Origin of the sequence: Pseudomonas sp. 86_A, from assembly GCF_017491705.1 — a bacterium.
Taxonomy (GTDB): Bacteria; Pseudomonadota; Gammaproteobacteria; order Pseudomonadales; family Pseudomonadaceae; genus Aquipseudomonas; species Aquipseudomonas koreensis.
Genome location: NZ_JAFGYS010000002.1, coordinates 1 through 19,085 on the forward strand (window position 1 = coordinate 1; position 19,085 = coordinate 19,085).

13 protein-coding genes and 1 pseudogene are annotated in these 19,085 nt (G+C 58.1%); 12 read left to right on the plus strand and 2 right to left on the minus strand.

Annotation, left to right across the window (positions count from 1 at the left end):
• The 3 genes and pseudogenes from J5M57_RS03365 to J5M57_RS28910 all read left to right on the plus strand — a co-directional run.
• Positions 1-818: pseudogene (locus tag J5M57_RS03365) on the plus strand (type VI secretion system tip protein VgrG); the annotation flags it as partial.
• Positions 815-4,087 carry a hypothetical protein gene (locus J5M57_RS03370; protein ID WP_207847369.1) on the plus strand — a complete coding sequence of 1,091 codons (3,273 nt, stop codon included), beginning with the start codon at positions 815-817 and terminating at the stop codon, positions 4,085-4,087. The pseudogene J5M57_RS03365 and the gene J5M57_RS03370, both read left to right, overlap by 4 nt.
• Positions 4,084-5,310, plus strand: a complete 1,227-nt coding sequence (locus J5M57_RS28910; protein WP_243435054.1) for a hypothetical protein — start codon at positions 4,084-4,086, stop codon at positions 5,308-5,310. Before J5M57_RS03370 ends, J5M57_RS28910 begins: the two co-directional genes overlap by 4 nt.
• Before the next feature lie 9 nt (positions 5,311-5,319).
• Here the strand turns inward: J5M57_RS28910 and J5M57_RS03380 are convergent, their stop codons facing one another.
• Positions 5,320-6,036 carry a tellurite resistance TerB family protein gene (locus J5M57_RS03380; protein WP_207847371.1) on the minus strand — a complete coding sequence of 239 codons (717 nt, stop codon included), beginning with the start codon at positions 6,034-6,036 and terminating at the stop codon, positions 5,320-5,322.
• Between the two features lie 324 nt (positions 6,037-6,360).
• On the opposite strand from J5M57_RS03380, the gene J5M57_RS03385 reads away from it, so the two are divergent.
• From J5M57_RS03385 to J5M57_RS03420, 8 genes are all read left to right on the plus strand, one after another.
• Positions 6,361-7,275: a LysR family transcriptional regulator gene (locus tag J5M57_RS03385; protein WP_007954670.1), complete on the plus strand. Its 915-nt coding sequence runs from the start codon at positions 6,361-6,363 to the stop codon at positions 7,273-7,275.
• A 130-nt stretch (positions 7,276-7,405) separates the two neighbouring features.
• Positions 7,406-8,863, plus strand: a complete 1,458-nt coding sequence (locus J5M57_RS03390; RefSeq protein WP_207847824.1) for a gamma-aminobutyraldehyde dehydrogenase — start codon at positions 7,406-7,408, stop codon at positions 8,861-8,863.
• A gap of 84 nt (positions 8,864-8,947) precedes the next feature.
• Positions 8,948-10,099: a putative ABC transporter substrate-binding protein YdcS gene (gene ydcS / locus J5M57_RS03395; protein WP_207847373.1), complete on the plus strand. Its 1,152-nt coding sequence runs from the start codon at positions 8,948-8,950 to the stop codon at positions 10,097-10,099.
• Between the two features lie 222 nt (positions 10,100-10,321).
• On the plus strand, positions 10,322-11,359 hold the full coding sequence (locus J5M57_RS03400) for an ABC transporter ATP-binding protein (RefSeq protein ID WP_207847375.1): 1,038 nt from the start codon (positions 10,322-10,324) through the stop codon (positions 11,357-11,359).
• A 1-nt stretch (position 11,360) separates the two neighbouring features.
• Entirely contained in the window at positions 11,361-12,296 is a 936-nt protein-coding gene (locus J5M57_RS03405) for an ABC transporter permease (RefSeq protein ID WP_083366908.1), read from the plus strand.
• Entirely contained in the window at positions 12,286-13,095 is an 810-nt protein-coding gene (locus J5M57_RS03410) for an ABC transporter permease (RefSeq protein ID WP_003222021.1), read from the plus strand. Before J5M57_RS03405 ends, J5M57_RS03410 begins: the two co-directional genes overlap by 11 nt.
• 160 nt (positions 13,096-13,255) lie before the next feature.
• Positions 13,256-14,680, plus strand: coding sequence for a gamma-aminobutyraldehyde dehydrogenase (locus J5M57_RS03415; RefSeq protein ID WP_207847377.1), 1,425 nt, complete (start codon positions 13,256-13,258; stop codon positions 14,678-14,680).
• Positions 14,681-14,905: 225 nt separating this feature from the next.
• Complete coding sequence (locus J5M57_RS03420) at positions 14,906-16,390, plus strand: amino acid permease (RefSeq protein ID WP_207847379.1); 1,485 nt, start codon at positions 14,906-14,908, stop codon at positions 16,388-16,390.
• A gap of 366 nt (positions 16,391-16,756) precedes the next feature.
• Here J5M57_RS03420 and J5M57_RS03425 read toward each other — a convergent pair whose 3' ends face one another.
• Positions 16,757-16,942 carry a hypothetical protein gene (locus J5M57_RS03425; RefSeq protein ID WP_064586133.1) on the minus strand — a complete coding sequence of 62 codons (186 nt, stop codon included), beginning with the start codon at positions 16,940-16,942 and terminating at the stop codon, positions 16,757-16,759.
• A gap of 394 nt (positions 16,943-17,336) precedes the next feature.
• On the opposite strand from J5M57_RS03425, the gene J5M57_RS03430 reads away from it, so the two are divergent.
• A complete protein-coding gene (locus J5M57_RS03430; RefSeq protein ID WP_169843196.1) occupies positions 17,337-18,965 on the plus strand; it encodes a glucan biosynthesis protein D in 1,629 nt (542 codons plus the stop codon).
• Positions 18,966-19,085: the final 120 nt, after the last annotated feature.

The window sequence follows — 19,085 nt, forward strand, 5'->3', positions numbered from 1 at the left end:
GCGGCATCGCTATCCCGCGCATCGGCATGGAAGTGCTGGTCACCTTCCTTGAAGGCGACCCCGATCAACCGCTGATCAGCGGCTGCCTGTACCACAAGGAAAACACCGTCCCCTACGCGCTGCCGGCAAACAAGACCCGCAGCACCTTCAAGACTTTGAGTTCGATGGGCGGTGGCGGTTACAACGAACTGCGCATCGAAGACAAGAAAGGTCAGGAGCAGATCTACCTGCACGCCCAGCGCGACTGGGACGAAAACATCGAGCACGACCAGAAAATCCGCGTCGGCAACGAACGCCACGACACCGTCGAGCAAAACAGCTACACCGAATTCAAGGCCGAAGAACACCACACCGTCTACGCCGACCGCAAAGTTGAAACCCGCGCCAACGACCACCTGACCGTGGGCGTGAACCAGCACATCAAGATCGGCACTGGGCAGTTCATTGACGCCGGCCAGGAGATTTATCTTGATAGTGGCACCAAAATCGTAATGGAAGCCGGTAGCGAACTGACCCTGATTGGCGGCGGCAGCTTCATCAAGATCGACGCCAGTGGCGTTACACTGAGCGGCCCGGTGATCAACATGAACACCGGCGGCAGTCCAGGTAGCGGAACGGGAGCTGCAGCGGCATTGCCAGTGCCACCCAAGCCAGCAGATACCGCGCCGGTCGGGCAACTCTTGGGCAATGCACCGCTCAATAAACCCGCCGCGAGAAATATCAGCGAAAAAGGTAAAGAGGCCCTCATCGTCGATGTGTGGGGCGATCCCGAATCAGGCAGCCAATTGCAATTGCTGGGGCCAGAGGACAAGGCATGAGTGAGTTCAAGGACAAGTCCATTAACGAAGGAACGCGCAAGAAGGTCGACTACGAGAACGATCAGAAATGCCGGCTGGTGCTTAACGTAGAGCGTATCGGCGGTGGGCATCTGCAGATTCCCATCATGGTGGACGCGAAAACCACTGAGGAACTGGACAGGTTCCAGAAAAATATTGTGCTTGCAGTCACACCGCTCGCTCGCCTGCCCGGCCATGACAAGCTCAATGAAACGCTGCAGGGCGGCGTGCCGCGCGTGGGTCGCGTCTATGTGTTCCAAAACAACAAAGTTTGGCGTGAACTTGTTACCGATGGCAAAGGGCAGTTGGCCGAAGTCGACCTGGTCCACTGGCGAAAAGTGGCGGATCAAAAAGGCAACGCCGATAAACGTGAACCGGTAGGCGTCAACCAACAGTTGATTCTGGTACCGATGATTCTCGACGGCCGCTTTTTGGGTCGACAATTCAGCATGGCTTTTAGTGAAGTATCCTGGACGTGGGAATACATCACCTGGCTGGAAGAAGATCCAAGCCGAATCAGGGCCCGCAGCCAAAACATGGCCTCCGCCTGGGCAGCAACAGCGGGTGAGACGACGATCTGGAAGGCCACATCAATTCACCCCGCAACACCGATCGCAAAACTGACCAACGGCCTGCGTTCACGCGACTTCAGCGTTGAAGCGGCTATGGAAGATCCTGCGCAGTTCACGCCGGACTTCGCAGCCTTCAAACCTGATGCGCTAATCGTGAAACTGCAAAAGCGCAAGGAAGAGCTGGCTCAAAAAATCAAACACGCGCCCCCCCCGGCTCTACCGACTCTGGAGGCTGGAGAAGATTTGCTAACCCAAAACGGACTGCGTGGTTACCCGCATCTGATTGGGATGATTCTCGACGATCCGCTATACGAAGTGCGCCACGCGACGGCGCAAATTCGCGAATGTGTAGATTATCTGCAGACTCTGAATGCTCTTGTTCCCCATGAGCAACATGGACAATATGCTCAGGTTTTGTACAGCACGCTCGCAGGGCCATTAGCCGACTTGAAAGACAAGGTCGACTTGCCCAAATTGCAGAGTGTCGTATTCGAAGACGAGCGAAAAAAATGTCGAGAGCAATTGGCCGCACAACTGGCTCGACTTATTGAAGTAACTGACAAAAAATTGCACACAACTCTTCTTGACTGGTGTTATAGAAATGATGAAGGTCTCTTAGAGCCTTACAGTTTAATGACCGAAATACTTGAGGCGCTCAATCAATTGCCGGATCGTTGCGATGCAATGTATACCGGCCAAGAATACAAAGAGATTACTGCGTCCTCAAATCGGATCTGCGAGGCCATATTGAAAGGTGAGCACCCGCTAGGCTCACTGTTATTGGTAAAAAATCAGGAACAGCTTCCGGAAACGATAAAACGAATTATCAAACTTCGAAATACAGCCCACGCGCCCGACCCGGCACTGACCGGACTGAGCACTTTGATGCTGACCTCTACGCTGAGCGGAACAGTGGATCAGCCAAGTGCGGGGAAGGGTTTCATTTATTTTCTCGCTGACTTATTCGATAACTTTGGCGCAAGTGTAGTAGCGCAAATTAGCCGAATATCTCAAGACGCCTCAAAAATTCAGCTTGATCGGATATTCACGCCCGCATTCTCGACACTTTCAGCGCTACTGCCAAAAGTAGCAACTATAAAACTGATGCAACAAGGCCAAGCGCTCGCACAGGATTATGTCGTTATTGGTGTACAAGGCGCTGGTTTGCGCGGCGGACTCACTGAAGTCGAACGCCAGGCATTAACCAGAAAAAGTTATCGCTACGCGGCGCTGCATAATCAATCAGGTGAGATTTTAGGTAGCACAAGTCCACGAACCGGCGCCTCATCACGCCCAAGCCTGCGCAATTTAACTGTCATTGCAATACCCAAAGACCACCCGGATCTGGCAAGCTACAGCGCCTTTCGCGTACAAATGAGTTCAGCAACACAAACTTTAGAGAAAAACAAAACAATACCAACACTCATGGTTGCGTTTGCAACATATAATATCTGGGCGCAGATAAAAGCCTATAAAGACCTTAACTCCAGCAATGAGACACTCCGAGGAAGCGCAGGAATAGCCAGCGCAACACTGGATTTATCTGCAGCACTGGGAAGCCACAGCAAGCTATTACTCGGCTCAACGATGGAGCAAAAGCTAACCAAGCCGCGATTTGACATAGCGAAAATATCCACAAGCTGGGCAAAAAATTTAAAAAATCAAACAGGCAGTGCAAAACTGCCATTACTTCGTTCGGTAGGCGGTATCGCAACCCTTGGAGGTGCGGTACTTGGTGGATGGGACAGTTACCGATCCTTTAGCCAGGGCGATACAGATGCCGCCGCAGCGTATGGAGTTGTGGCAGTTGGCAGCGGTTTGTGGGGCGCTTATGGATTAGGTCTGGTTGTAAATCCTTACATCCTGCTTGCTGGCGTAGTAATGACTATCGGCGGCACCATTGCGGCGAATATATTCACTGACAGTGATACTGAAATAATCGTAAAAAAAGGCCCTTTTGGCGTTCAATTTGCCGAGGCGGGAATGTTAGACAGCCTCATTGGCAAGAGTGATATTTTTACACATTTAAAAGACCAGAAAATAGCTTACCAGCAACTTCTTGGCATCATCGGAAGACCACAAATTTTTGTTGAGCGTTTATCTGAATGGCGCAAGAAGGCGCCTGCCGCTCACCGAATCGCATTACAAAGCGCAGATAGCAATCGGTCAAAAAAGCCTGACTCGGCACTGGAATGCGTGCTTCCTGAAAAGCAATTACTGAATGACAATGACTGGGCTGTAGTTTTGAGTTCGCCTCTATTGTCAATGTTTGAAAATGATAAAAAGTTTCGATTAATCGTACAGGAATTCCAAAGCAAACTAGAGAGATCTGGATTGTTAGCTGTCAAACGGTATAACCGTGTACCTGCGACAAATCCAAAGATCTCTGCTTTGCCACTCGATGCGACCAGCGTACTGTATATTCTGTCACCTAGCCTTCCTGTTGTGCACCTCACTCCACTGCAACGCTATAGCTTCGAAATGACTGAGGGGCTTAAAATCAGCGCGCAATTTGAACTTAGCACTAACGAAACAGAAGATATTTTAGTACTACCTCAACCCAGTCCAAAAAAATGGAAAGCATTTACTATTAAAGATCGCCAAACACCTCCGGATAATATTCCACCCGAGGACGCACCAGCCTATTGGCAGATTGAGATACTCGAGTCTAAATTATGATTACAGAAACTGATACCGCTTATGCGATTGGGGCATATCGAAGCGATAGCAAAAAACCTTTACCGCCACCACGCTGGCCGGAAGATGCAAACCGGACCGGAATGTTTGACACTCACCTCGCATTTGGCAGTTACGCCAATTTGGAACCGGAGGTAGAAGTCAGCTCTCAACTTGAAGCGATGAGACTCTCAGACCCGGATAAAAAAATCGATCACGACGTAGAACCCTATTGCAGTAATAAACGCTGGAAATTTCAGAACGCCAGCAAAGCCACCCATTTTTTCTTCGTACTTAAGCTCATTAGCTATTCGTTCATCTGGGCGCCTTGGGTTTTAGGGGTCTTCGGTTCTATAGGAACAGAGTCAGGATATGGCAACCCTGGCACCGCAGGAGGTGCGGTCATTGGTATTTCCACTGCCATTTTGATGCTCACCTCTCTCGTGTTATTCATGACGGGAAATAAATTTCTTCACCACATGCAAATCTTGGGATTTATAGCCGGTGCAATCGCTACCTATTTGATAAAAGACTCATTATTCAGTGCGAACTCTATGTGTATTGCCCTATGGGCGGGCGCCTTTCTGTATTTCGTAGCGTCCCTTGGTACCGACGCACTGCTGTGGATTCATAGCAAAATCAGCACGCACGATGGCAGCGAATTCAATCGAACTGATGGCACGCTCAGGTTCAAAAGACGTTTCCGTCAGTTATTCGTTGCACCGTTTGAAGAGTTCGACCCAGTGCTTCAGCTGCTTCCTAATGGCTTCGGCGCCCATGACTATGCGCTGTGGTTAAATCACCGCTATACGGATAATAAAATTTGCCTGGTCACCAAGGTTCACTCGCTGGGGCTGGATCAGGCCAACGCACTCGCATTCTGGGACTGCCTGCAGCGCTACATGGATGTCACGCAGCCATTGCCCGACTTGCCTGTGCTGGAGCAAAGCCGCCATCTTGATCCCGTTACTGCGGCCTACGATGTGAAAACAGGCCGCAACCCAAGAAGATGGAGGGATCAGTCGGAAAAAGGATGGGTAACAGGCGGCCTGAAGACTCTGTCCAAGCAGCTAAAAGAGCATCCGTGGCAAAAAGAAGCCTGCATTGTCAAAGCGCGTATCGATCCATCGTTGACGATTGAGGCGTATTACCGCTCCCAGGAAGCGAAAGGCATAGTCGCTACTCCGAAGGCCGATGATTTTGATGACGTTCATCGGCCTGGATGAGATCGCACGTTACAACTGTCGCACCTGCTTCTCCAACTCAACCTTCAACCCCGGCTCCAGCTTCAACTGCTTCGCCAGCTCATCCAGATAGCTTTTCTCCATAAAGCTCTCCTCGTCCACCAGCATCACACTGGCGATGTACATCTCGGCCGCCATTTCCGGCGTGCTCGCGGCGCGGGCGACATCGGCAGGGTCGAGGGGCTTGTTGAGTTCGGCGTGCAGCCAGTGTTGCAGTTCCTGGTCGTTGTCGAGTTTGGTGAACTCGCCTTCGATCAACTGGCGCTCGCGGTCATCGATGTGACCGTCGGCCTTGGCGGCGGCGACCAGTGCCTTGAGAATCGCCTGGCTGTGCTGTTCGGCTTGCGCGGGCGGCAGTCGATCCAGTGTCTGCGGTTCGGTTTGCGGTGCCGTGCCTTTTTGCGCGTTCCAGTTGCCATAAGCCTTGTAGGCCAGCACACCGAGAGCCGCGAGGCCACCGTAGACCGCGACTTTGCCGCCGACCTTGCGCGCCTTTTTGCTGCCGAGCAGCAGGCCCATTGCCCCGGCCGCCAATGCGCCACCGCCCGCCCCCGAGAGCAGGCCACCCAGCGCACCGGAGCCTGAAGACCCGCCAAGCAAACCGCCCAGCCCGCCAGCCGCCGGTTTGTTCTGCGCGCCGCCGACCTTGTTCTGCAACAGATCCTGGCCGGATTTGAATAGTTGATCGAGCAATCCACGGGTGTTCATGTGCCGCCTCCAAAACAGGGGTTATCCGGATCTATATGGCCCTCAGCCTAGTTCGAAAGTGCCCCTGCCCTGCCGGCGAGTGTGCTTCCAGATGTTGCTCACGGGTTTGCACCGCAACTTCTGTGGCGAGGGAGCTTGCTCCCGCAGGGCAGCAGTCGTATCGATATGGCCAGAACACCCAATCAGGAATAGGGCCGCTTCGCAGCCCAGCGGGAGCAAGCTCCCTCGCCACAATGGATCTCATCGCTCGCTTGCAGCCACCCTCTAAAAAACCGATATACACTCAGGCCAATCTATAAAAACCGCCCACCGGGTACCCTGCTCATGATGACCCTGCGTCAAATCCGTCACTTCATCGCGGTGGCCGAGACCGGCTCGATTTCCGCGGCGGCGCAAACCGCGTTCATTTCCCAATCGACGTTGACCCTGGCGATCCAGCAGCTGGAGGAGGAAATCGGCGTGAGCCTGTTCAACCGCCACGCCAAGGGCATGACGCTGACGCATCAGGGTCATCAATTCCTGCGGCAGGCGCACCTGATTCTGGCAACGGTGGATAACGCCAAGCGCAGCCTGCAACAAAGCACCGATCAGGTCGCCGGGCAGTTGATCGTCGGCGTGACCAGTCTGGTCGCCGGTTACTACCTCGCCGATTTGCTCACCCGCTTTCAGCGCGCTTATCCCAACGTCGAAATCCGCGTGATGGAGGACGAGCGCCCCTACATTGAGCATTTGCTGGTCAGCGGCGAGATCGATGTCGGCGTGCTGATCCTCTCCAATCTCGAAGACCGCCACGCTTTGCAGACCGAAGTGCTGACCCACTCGCCGCATCGTTTATGGCTGCCGGCCCAGCATCCGTTGCTGGAACACGACAGCATCAACCTCGCCGATGTCGCCCGCGAGCCGCTGATTCAGCTGAACGTCGATGAAATGGACCGCAATGCCCAACGCCTGTGGCGCGGTGCCGGGTTGCAACCGAAGATCACCCTGCGCACGGCCTCGACCGAAGCGGTGCGAAGCCTGGTCGCGGCGGGGCTGGGCGTGTCGATCCAGCCGGACATGACCTATCGCCCGTGGTCGCTGGAGGGCGACATCATCGAAGCGCGGCCAATTGCCGACCTCAACCAGACCCTCGACGTCGGCCTGGCCTGGCGCCGGGGCACCGCGCGACCGGCGCTGGTCGATCCGTTCCTGACCGTGGCCCGCGAGCAGCCGCACGGCGGACGCAAGCCATCTATTTAATCGAATGCCACCTTCAGTATTTAGAATTTGTCGACCTCGGAGCCGCGCACTAGTCTTGCTGCATCTATAAGACGGTCGGCTCCCGGGCACGGGAGCAACAATGACCACACAAGAAAAGAGATCGCGGAAAATGGCTGGCGTGCAGACCCCGATGTGTACCGCGTTGTTGATCGACGGTGAACTGGTCGCCGGGGAAGGTTTTGTCGAACCGATCCTCAACCCGGCCACCGGTGAGATCCTTACGCACATCGCCGAGGCCAGCACCGAGCAGGTCGAAAGCGCGATCCTTGCCGCCCACCGCGCCTTTGCCGAATGGTCCCGGACCACACCGCAGCAACGCTCGAACCTGTTGCTGGAGATCGCGAACGCCGTCGAAAAACACGCCGATCACCTCGCCCGCCTCGAAGCGCTGAATTGCGGCAAGCCGCTGCACCTGGCGCGGCAGGACGACCTGACCGCCACGGTCGATGTGTTCCGCTTCTTCGCCGGTGCCGTGCGTTGCCAGACCGGCCAGCTCAGCGGTGAATACCTGCCGGGCTACACCAGCATGGTCCGTCGTGATCCGATTGGCGTCGTCGCCTCGATTGCGCCGTGGAACTACCCGATCATGATGGCCGCGTGGAAAATCGCTCCGGCCCTCGCCGCCGGCAACACCCTGGTGTTCAAGCCCTCGGAACACACGCCGCTGTCGATCCTCGCGCTGGCGCCCGCACTGGCCGAGATCCTGCCGCGCGGGGTGATCAATATCATCTGCGGCGGCGGTGAAGGCGTCGGCAGCCATCTGGTCGGCCACGCCAAGGTGCGCATGGTCTCGCTGACCGGCGATATCGTCACCGGGCAGAAGATCCTCCAGGCCGCCGCTAAAACCCTCAAACGCACGCACCTTGAACTCGGCGGCAAAGCCCCGGTGATCGTCTGCAACGACGCCGACCTGCAAGCAGTGGTCGACGGCGTGCGCACCTACGGTTACTACAATGCCGGCCAGGACTGCACCGCTGCTTGCCGGATCTACGCGCAGGCCGGGATTCACGACAAACTGGTCGCCGAACTCGGCGCAGCGGTCAGCAGCCTGCGCTTCGCCGGCAAACGCGACGCCGACAACGAGATCGGCCCGCTGATCAGCACCCGCCAGCGCGACCGCGTCGCCAGTTTCGTCGAGCGCGCCCTCGGTCAGCCACACATCGAGCGGGTGACCGGCGCGGCGGTGCATTCCGGCGCCGGTTTCTTTTACCAACCGACGCTGCTCGCTGGCTGCAAACAGAGCGATGAAATCGTCCAGCGCGAAGTGTTCGGCCCGGTGGTCACCGTGACCCGCTTCGACGAACTCGCGCAAGCGGTGGACTGGGCCAACGACTCCGAATACGGCCTGGCCTCGTCGGTGTGGACGCAGAACCTGGACAAGGCGCTGCAGGTCGCCGCCCGCTTGCAGTACGGCTGCACGTGGATCAACAGCCATTTCATGCTGGTCAGCGAAATGCCCCACGGCGGGCTGAAACGCTCCGGATACGGCAAAGACTTATCCAGTGATTCGCTGCAGGACTACAGCGTGGTGCGGCACATCATGGCCCGCCACGGCCAGCATCTCTGACTACGCTAATAACAAGCCAAAACGGCATCGCTGCACCGCGTTCACAAACTGCCCCGACCATAATTTGAAGAAGAGGGTTCAACCATGTTCGTGCACAAGACCGCACTGTTCAGTGCAATCACCACGGCCTTGCTGGCCAGCGCCAGCCTGCAAGCGGCAGAACCGCTGAAGGCCGTCGGCGCCGGCGAGGGTCAGCTGGATATCGTCGCGTGGCCGGGTTACATCGAACGTGGCGAGAGCGACAAGGCCTACGACTGGGTGACCGGTTTCGAGCAGGAAACCGGCTGCAAGGTCAACGTGAAGACCGCCGCCACCTCCGACGAAATGGTCAGCCTGATGGCCAAGGGCGGTTACGACCTGGTGACCGCGTCGGGCGATGCCTCGCTGCGGTTGATCGTCGGCAAGCGCGTACAACCGATCAACACCGCGTTGATCCCGAACTGGAACACCCTCGACCCACGCCTCAAAGATGCGCCGTGGTACGTGGTCAACAAGCAGACTTACGGCACCCCGTACCAGTGGGGCCCGAACGTGCTGATGTACAACACCAACGTGTTCAAGACCGCGCCAACCAGCTGGAGCGTAGTGTTCGCGGCTCAGGATCTGCCCGATGGCAAGCCGAACAAGGGCCGCGTGCAAGCGTATGACGGGCCGATCTACATCGCCGATGCGGCGTTGTACCTGAAGACTGCCAAGCCTGAGCTGGGCATCAAAGACCCGTACCAGCTCACCGAAGATCAATACAAAGCCGTGCTCGATCTGTTACGCGCACAGCAACCGTTGATCCACCGCTACTGGCACGACACCACGGTGCAGATGAGTGACTTCAAGAACGAAGGTGTGGTTGCCTCCAGCGCCTGGCCGTATCAGGTCAACGGCCTGATCAACGAGAAGCAGCCGATCGCTTCGACCATTCCGAAAGAAGGCGCCACCGGCTGGGCCGACACCACCATGCTGCACGCCGAAGCCAAGCACCCGAACTGCGCCTACAAGTGGATGGACTGGTCGCTGAAACCGAAAGTCCAAGGTGACGTGGCCGCGTGGTTCGGCTCGTTGCCGGCAGTGCCAGCGGCGTGCAAGGGCAGCGAACTGCTCGGCGCCGAAGGCTGCAAGACCAACGGTTTCGACCAGTTCGACCAGATCGCCTTCTGGAAAACCCCGCAGGCTGAGGGCGGCAAGTTTGTGCCGTATAGCCGCTGGACCCAGGATTACATCGCGATCATGGGCGGTAGGTAATCCACATTCATCTGTGGCGAGGGAGCTTGCTCCCGCTGGAGTGCGCAGCACTCCCAAATGGCTTGATGCGACTCAACTGACAGACCGCATTGGCTGGTTTTAGGGCGGCTTCGCCACCCAGCGGGAGCAAGCTCCCTCGCCACACAAGCAAAACGATCCAGTTTTTTCAGAAGTCCAGGCAGGGCCGCTGCGACGGCTTTCGCCTTTTTGGAGCACCGCACCATGACGCTTGCAGTCCAGTTCACCAACGTTTCCCGGCAGTTCGGCGAGGTGAAGGCCGTTGACCGGGTTTCCATCGATATTCAGGACGGCGAGTTCTTTTCCATGCTCGGCCCTTCCGGCTCGGGCAAAACCACCTGCCTGCGCCTGATCGCCGGGTTCGAACAACCGAGCGCCGGCTCGATCCGCATCCACGGCGCCGAAGCGGCTGGTCTGCCGCCATATCAACGCGATGTAAACACCGTGTTCCAGGACTACGCGCTGTTCCCGCACATGAACGTGCTGGACAACGTCGCCTACGGCTTGAAGGTCAAAGGCGTGAGCAAAAACGAACGGCACAGACGCGCCGAAGAAGCCTTGGACATGGTCGCCCTTGGCGGTTACGGCGCGCGCAAACCGGTGCAGTTGTCCGGCGGTCAGCGTCAACGCGTGGCCCTCGCCCGCGCCTTGGTCAATCGTCCGCGCGTGCTGTTGCTCGATGAACCGCTGGGCGCCCTCGACCTGAAACTGCGCGAACAAATGCAGAGCGAACTGAAGAAGCTGCAACGCCAGCTCGGCATCACTTTCATCTTCGTTACCCACGACCAGACCGAAGCGTTGTCGATGTCCGACCGGGTTGCGGTGTTCAACAAGGGACGGATCGAACAGGTCGACACCCCGCGCAACCTGTACATGAAACCGAGCACCACCTTCGTCGCCGAATTCGTCGGCACTTCGAACGTGATCCGTGGCGATCTGGCGCGCCAGCTCAGCGGTCATCCGCAGCCGTTTTCGATCCGCCCGGAACACGTGCGTTTCGCCGAGGGTCCGCTCGCCAGCCACGAGATCGAAGTCAGCGGTCTGCTCCACGACATCCAGTATCAGGGCAGTGCCACGCGCTATGAACTGACCCTGGAAAACGGCCAGACCCTGAGCATCAGCCACGCCAACAATCAGTGGATCGACAGCAGCGCCCAGCACCAGACTGGCCAGCGCCTGAGCGCACGCTGGGCGCGAGAAGCGATGATTCCGTTGCACGACACCGTGACGAGCGGGGTGTGAAATGAGCACGCTCGCGATGACTCAAGCGCCGCCGTTGCGCCGGTTTTCCAACCTGCTCTACCGCAAGCCGAACCTGTATCTGTCGATGTTGCTGGTGCCGCCATTGCTGTGGTTCGGCGCGATTTATCTCGGCTCGTTGCTGGTGCTGTTGTGGCAGGGGTTCTACACCTTCGACGACTTCACCATGGCGGTCACGCCTGACCTGACTTTGGCGAATTTTGCCGCGCTGTTTCAGCCTTCGAACTTCGACATCATCCTGCGCACATTGAGCATGGCCATCGTCGTGTCGATTGCCAGCGCCATTGTGGCGTTCCCGATTGCCTACTACATGGCGCGCTACACCACCGGCAAAACCAAGGCGTTTTTCTACATCGCGGTGATGATGCCAATGTGGGCCAGTTACATCGTCAAAGCGTATGCGTGGACGCTGCTGCTGGCCAAGGGCGGTGTCGCGCAATGGTTTGTGCAGCACCTGGGGCTGGAGCCGGTGTTGCAGTTCATCCTCGGCATTCCCGGCGTCGGTGGCAGCACCTTGTCGACCTCGCACCTGGGGCGGTTCATGGTGTTCGTCTACATCTGGCTGCCGTTCATGATTTTGCCGATCCAGGCGTCGCTGGAACGCCTGCCGCCGTCACTGCTGCAAGCCTCTGCCGACCTTGGCGCGAAGCCGCGTCAGACCTTTATGCAGGTGATTCTGCCGTTGTCGATTCCCGGGATTGCCGCCGGGTCGATCTTTACTTTTTCGCTGACCCTGGGCGACTTCATCGTGCCGCAACTGGTCGGGCCGCCGGGCTACTTCGTCGGCAGCATGGTGTATGCGCAGCAAGGTGCGATCGGCAACATGCCGATGGCCGCCGCGTTTACGTTGGTGCCGATTGTGTTGATCGCCATCTACCTGTCCATCGTTAAACGACTGGGGGCCTTCGATGCACTCTGAGCGCGCGTCACTGGGTCTGCGCATCGCAGCCTGGGGTGGGTTGGTGTTCCTGCACTTCCCGATCCTGATCATCTTTCTTTACGCCTTCAACACTGAAGAGGCCGCGTTCAGCTTTCCGCCGAAGGGCTTCACGCTGCACTGGTTCAGCGTGGCGTTTTCCCGGCCGGACGTGCTGGAAGCAATCAAGCTGTCACTGCAGATTGCGGCCATCGCCACCTTGATTGCGATGGTGCTCGGCACCTTGGCATCGGCCGCGTTGTACCGCCGCGACTTCTTCGGCAAACAGGGCATTTCGCTGATGCTGATCCTGCCGATCGCGTTGCCGGGAATCATCACTGGCATCGCCTTGCTGGCGACGTTCAAGACGCTGGGGATCGAACCGGGAATGTTCACCATCATCGTTGGCCACGCGACCTTCTGTGTGGTGATCGTCTACAACAACGTCATCGCCCGCCTGCGCCGCACGTCGCACAGTTTGATCGAGGCCTCGATGGACCTCGGCGCCGACGGCTGGCAGACCTTCCGCTACATCATCCTGCCGAACCTCGGCTCGGCGTTACTGGCCGGCGGCATGCTGGCGTTTGCGCTGTCGTTCGACGAAATCATCGTCACCACGTTTACCGCCGGGCATGAGCGCACGTTGCCGCTGTGGCTGCTCAACCAGCTAAGCCGCCCCCGGGATGTGCCAGTGACCAACGTCGTCGCCATGCTGGTGATGATGGTGACCATGCTGCCGATTCTCGGCGCGTATTACCTGACCCGGGGTGGTGAGAGCGTTGCGGGCAGTGGCGGCAAATAACTGAATAACCGAAGAAACCGGATTCCTGTAGGAGCTGCCAAAGGCTGCGATCTTTTGAGGTTGCTTTGAAGATCAAGATCAAAAGATCGCAGCCTTCGGCAGCTCCTACCCAGAGTTCGGTTTCGACAGAACAATAGAAGTGTTAGTGAGGACAACAGACATGCAAACCAAACTCTTGATCAACGGCCACCTGGTCAACGGCGAAGGCCCGGCGCAACCGGTGCTTAACCCTTCGCGCGGCGAAGTGCTGGTGGAGATCAACGAAGCCACTGAAGCCCAGGTCGATGCCGCCGTACGTGCCGCCGACAACGCTTTTGCCGAGTGGTCGCAAACCACGCCAAAAGACCGTTCGCTGCTGCTGCTCAAACTCGCCGACGCCATCGAAGCCCACGGTGAAGAACTGGCCAAACTCGAATCCGACAACTGCGGCAAACCCTACAGCGCCGCGCTCAACGACGAAATCCCGGCGATCGCCGACGTATTCCGCTTTTTCGCCGGCGCCAGCCGTTGCATGAGCGGTTCGGCCGGTGGCGAATACCTGCCCGGCCACACCTCGATGATTCGCCGTGATCCGGTCGGGGTGATCGCCTCCATCGCGCCGTGGAACTACCCGCTGATGATGGTCGCCTGGAAAATCGCCCCGGCGCTCGCCGCCGGGAATACGGTGGTGCTCAAGCCGTCGGAACAAACTCCGCTGACCGCGTTGCGTCTGGCCGAACTGGCGTCGGAAATCTTCCCGGCCGGTGTACTCAATCTGGTGTTTGGTCGCGGTCCTACCGTCGGCAGCCCGCTGGTGACTCATCCGAAGGTGCGCATGGTCTCGCTGACCGGCTCGATCGCCACCGGTTCGAACATCATTTCCAGCACCGCCGACAGCGTCAAACGCATGCACATGGAACTGGGCGGCAAGGCCCCGGTGATCATCTTCGATGACGCCGACATCGATGCCGCGGTGGAAGGCATTCGCACCTTTGGTTTCTACAACGCCGGGCAGGATTGCACCGCCGCGTGCCGCATCTACGCGCAGCAAGGCATCTATGACAGGTTTGTGGAGAAGCTCGGCGCAGCGGTCAGCAGCATCAAGTACGGCTTGCAGGATGATCCGTCCACCGAGTTGGGGCCGCTGATCACCGCACAACATCGCGACCGGGTCGCCGGGTTTGTCGAGCGTGCCGTGGCTCAGCCGCACATCCGTTTGATCACCGGTGGCAAGGCTGTTGAAGGCGCCGGTTTCTTCTTCGAACCGACGGTGCTGGCCGATGCGCAGCAGGATGACGAGATCGTCCGCCGCGAAGTGTTCGGGCCGGTGGTGTCGGTGACCAGGTTCACCGATGAAGCGCAGGCGCTGGAGTGGGCCAACGACTCGGACTACGGCCTGGCGTCCTCGGTGTGGACCGCCGATGTAGGACGCGCACATCGCCTGTCGGCCCGTTTGCAGTACGGCTGCACCTGGGTCAACACGCACTTCATGCTCGTCAGCGAAATGCCCCATGGCGGTCAGAAATTGTCCGGTTACGGGAAAGACATGTCCATGTATGGGCTGGAGGACTACACCACCGTTCGGCATGTGATGTTCAAGCATTAACAGCGAAAAGATCGCAGCCTGCGGCAGCTCCTACATGATGGACGCCGCTACCCTGTAGGAGCTGCCGCAGGCTGCGATCTTTTCCGCGACACACGGATGATGTCGGCGATTCACCACCAGGCTTCACCAAAACCAAAACAATAACTACCGAACCGGGCGGCGCCCACAACGCCCCGCCACGGCCTCGGCCATCCGAAATCTGCCGATTTCACGGAGCTAACACACATGAGTGCCTCACCCGATCTCTCCGCCGCCGTTGCCGACAGCGATGCCGAACAACTGCGCAAACTGGGCTACACCTCCAACTTCAACCGCAGCATGAGCCTGTGGGAAAACTTCGCCCTGGGCTTCACTTATCTGTCACCGGTCGTAGGGGTTTATACCCTGTTCGGCTTGTGCCTCGCCGCCGGCGGGCCACCGATGTTCTGGGCTTATTTGCTGGTCGGTTGCGGCCAGTTGCTGGTGTGCCTGATCTTCGGCGAAGTGGTGTCGCAGTTCCCGATTTCCGGCGGCGTGTACCCGTGGGCGCGACGTCTGGTCGGCAAGAAATGGGCATGGATGGTCGGCTGGATCTACTCCATCGCCCTGTGCGTGACCATCGCTGCGGTGGCCGTCGGCGCCGGCCCGTATCTGGCGGCGATGCTCGGGTTTGAGCCGAGCAACAACACCAACATCGTCATCGCCCTGGTGCTGACGCTGTTCGCCACCCTGGTCAACCTCAGCGGCACCAAAGTCCTGGCACGCATCGCCATGTTCGGCTTCCTCTGCGAACTGGTGGGCGCGGTGATCGTCGGCGTCTACCTGCTGATCTTCGAACGTCACCAGCCGCTGAGCGTGTTGTTCAACACCTTCGACATCAGCGTCGACGGCTCATACCTGCCGGCGTTCCTCACCGCCTCGCTGGCGGGGATGTTCCTCTACTACGGCTTCGAGGCCTGCGGCGACGTTGCCGAAGAAACCCCGAACCCGAGCGCGAAAATCCCGGTGGCCATGCGCATGACCATCTACATCGGCGGTATCGCGGCGATGTTCGCCTGCCTGGCGCTGATCCTCGCCGTGCCGGACATGCAAGCGGTGATCAACGGCACCGACAAAGACCCTGTCACCACCATTCTCAACAATGCGTTCGGCCCGATCGGCTCGAAAGTGGTGATGGGCGTGGTAATGATTTCCTTCATCTCCTGCGTCATCAGCCTGCAGGCAGCGGCGAGCCGTCTGCTGTACTCCTACGCTCGCGATGAAATGGTCATCGGCAGCCGCCTGCTGAAAAAGATTTCTCCTACCACTCAGGTGCCTGTTGCCGCGCTGTTCGTGTCCGGCGTCCTGCCCGCCCTGATCATTGCCCTCGGCTTCTTCCTGCAAGACGCCGTGGCCACCATCGTCAGCTTCGCGGCGATCGGCATCTACCTCGCGTTCCAGATGATCGTACTGGCTGCTTTGTATGCGCGGATGAAAGGCTGGAAACCCAGCGGCAAGTTCACCCTCGGTGCCTGGGGCTGGCCGGTGAACATCGGCGCACTGGTGTATGGCGTCGGCGCAATCATCAACATGGCTTGGCCACGAACGCCGGATGCGGCCTGGTATGTGAACTATGCAATGGTGTTGAGCACGGCGATCGTGATTGGGTTGGGCCTGGTTTACATGTGGATTGGCAAGCCGTATGACCATGGCAAGGCACCGGCTGGGGATGCTTGGAAGGTGAGTCGCTAAGAAGAATCACCCCGGAATCGAGATTTGATTCCGGGGTCTCCTCGACGCACTGCCATCAATTCATCAGTACGCCATTTGATATCGGCTTTACCTCTAACAGCTTCGAAGTGATCCAGAATGGACAGCGGCCATATCCGGTATTGGGTACTTGTCGCTAACAAGTCCATTCAACAAAAATCCTGTGGCGAGGGAGCTTGTCCAATCGTCGCACCGTCCCGCTGGGTCGCGCAGCGGCCCTTCTGCAAAAAGCAGGGGACTGCTGCGCAGTCCAGCGGGAGCAAGCTCCCTCGCCACAGGTTTACTCCGCAAGTTGATTGATCTGCACACCGTAAATGCCAAGTGGCTTTCAAGGCGCCTACCCCAAGGTTAAAAGCGCGAAACACTGCGCATCGCATCCACCAGATACCGCATCGCAATCCGGTCGCTCTCTGACAACTCGCGATAGCGCTCCACCAGTTTCAATTCCTCAGAGCTCAATCGACGCCTTCTGCGTGCGCTGCTCAGGCAGGGGAAGATGCCGAGCATTTCGGTGATGTCTTGTACTTTTGCCATGGACGATGTCCTTCTCTAATACGTCAAAGAACTGCTTGATCACCACATCGCCCTGCCCCTTACAGCAGCGCCTGTGCCCTGCCGGTTGTGCCGGCCATGCCCATAGAATAGAAATTTAATCGGCGCTGAAAAGCGGTTTTTAGAGTAATTAGTCGAGAAAAGCAGATATGCCCTATAAATCAGAACGTGCCGTCAGAAATTTAACCGACATGTCTTGTTTCATTGACACTCTGTCACTGTGCTATCAACGAATTTTGCTCCGCGAGCGAACCGTTTAAGCTAGCCGGCATCTGTTTATAGTCCGTTGCGTTTGGCCGAAGGCTTGTCCGAACCGTATTTTCTGATCCAGCACGTGCCAGGAAAGGCGCGGGATTGCTCACGACAGGTTGTATTTATGCACCGCAGGAATTTGCTCAAAGCGTCGATGGCCATTGCGGCTTACACCGGTCTCTCGGCTTCCGGCCTGCTGGCCGCCCGTGCCTGGGCAGCCAATGGTGGCGCCGCTGATGGCGAGGCCCAGGCTTTCGATTTCGAAACGCTGAAGCGTCAGGCCAAGCAATTGGCCGGTTCGGCCTACCAGGACACCAAACAGGTGCTGCCGCCGACCCTGGCGACCATGACCCCGCAGAACTTCAACGCGATCCGCTACGACGGCGATCATTCGTTGTGGAAAGAGAACAAGGGTCAGCTGGACGTGCAGTTCTTCCACGTCGGCATGGGGTTCCGTCAGCCGGTGCGCATGTACAGTGTAGATCCCAAGACCCGCACTGCCCGCGAAGTGCATTTCCGTCCGACACTGTTCAACTACGAGAACACCTCGGTCGACACCCAGCAGCTCAAGGGCGACCTGGGTTTTGCCGGTTTCAAACTGTTCAAGGCCCCGGAGCTGGATCGCCACGATGTGGTGTCGTTCCTCGGCGCCAGCTATTTCCGCGCAGTGGACGCCACTGGCCAATATGGCCTCTCGGCCCGAGGCCTGGCCGTCGACACCTACGCGAAGAAACGCGAAGAATTTCCTGACTTCACCAAATTCTGGTTCGAGACCCCGGATCAGAACGCCACCCGTTTTGTGGTCTACGCCCTGCTCGACTCGCCGAGCGCCACCGGTGCGTACCGCTTCGACATCGATTGCCAGGCCGAGCGCGTGGTGATGGAGATCGACGCCCACATCAACGCCCGCACCGCCATCGAACAACTGGGCATCGCGCCGATGACCAGCATGTTCAGTTGCGGCACCCACGAACGCCGCATGTGCGACACCATTCACCCGCAGATCCACGACTCCGATCGCCTGGCGATGTGGCGTGGCAACGGCGAGTGGATCTGCCGCCCGCTGAACAACCCGGCGACCCTGCAGTTCAACGCGTTTGCCGACACCGACCCGAAGGGCTTTGGTCTGGTGCAGACCGACCATGAGTTCGCCAACTATCAGGACACCGTCGACTGGTACAGCAAGCGCCCGAGCCTGTGGGTCGAACCGACCACCGCGTGGGGCGAGGGCTCGATTGATCTGCTGGAAATCCCGACCACCGGCGAAACCCTCGACAACATCGTCGCCTTCTGGACCCCGAAGAAACCGGTGGCTGCCGGCGATTCGCTGAACTATGGCTACAAGCTCTACTGGAGCGCCCTGCCGCCGGTCGGCACGCCGCTGGCGCGGGTGCATGCGACCCGTTCGGGCATGGGTGGATTCGTCGAAGGCTGGGCACCGGGCGAGCATTACCCGCCGGTCTGGGCCCGTCGATTTGCCGTGGACTTCACCGGTGGCGGTCTTGATCGCCTGTCGCAGGGCACCGGTATCGAACCGGTGGTCACTTGCTCCAACGGCAAGGTGCAGGGCTTGAGCGTGCTGGTGCTGGACGACATCAAGGGTTACCGGATCCTGTTCGACTGGTACCCGACCAACGACAGCGTCGATCCGGTGGAGCTGCGGCTGTTCATCCGCACCAATGACCGCACGCTGAGCGAGACCTGGCTGTACCAGTACTTCCCGCCGGCACCGGACAAGCGCAAGTATCCTTGATGGATCTCTAGCGTCTGGCTGGGCCCCATCGCGAGCAGGCTCACTCCTACAGGGGGGATCTATCGTTCACAAAATGAGTGTTCGACGCAGATCAACTGTAGGAGTGAGCCTGCTCGCGAT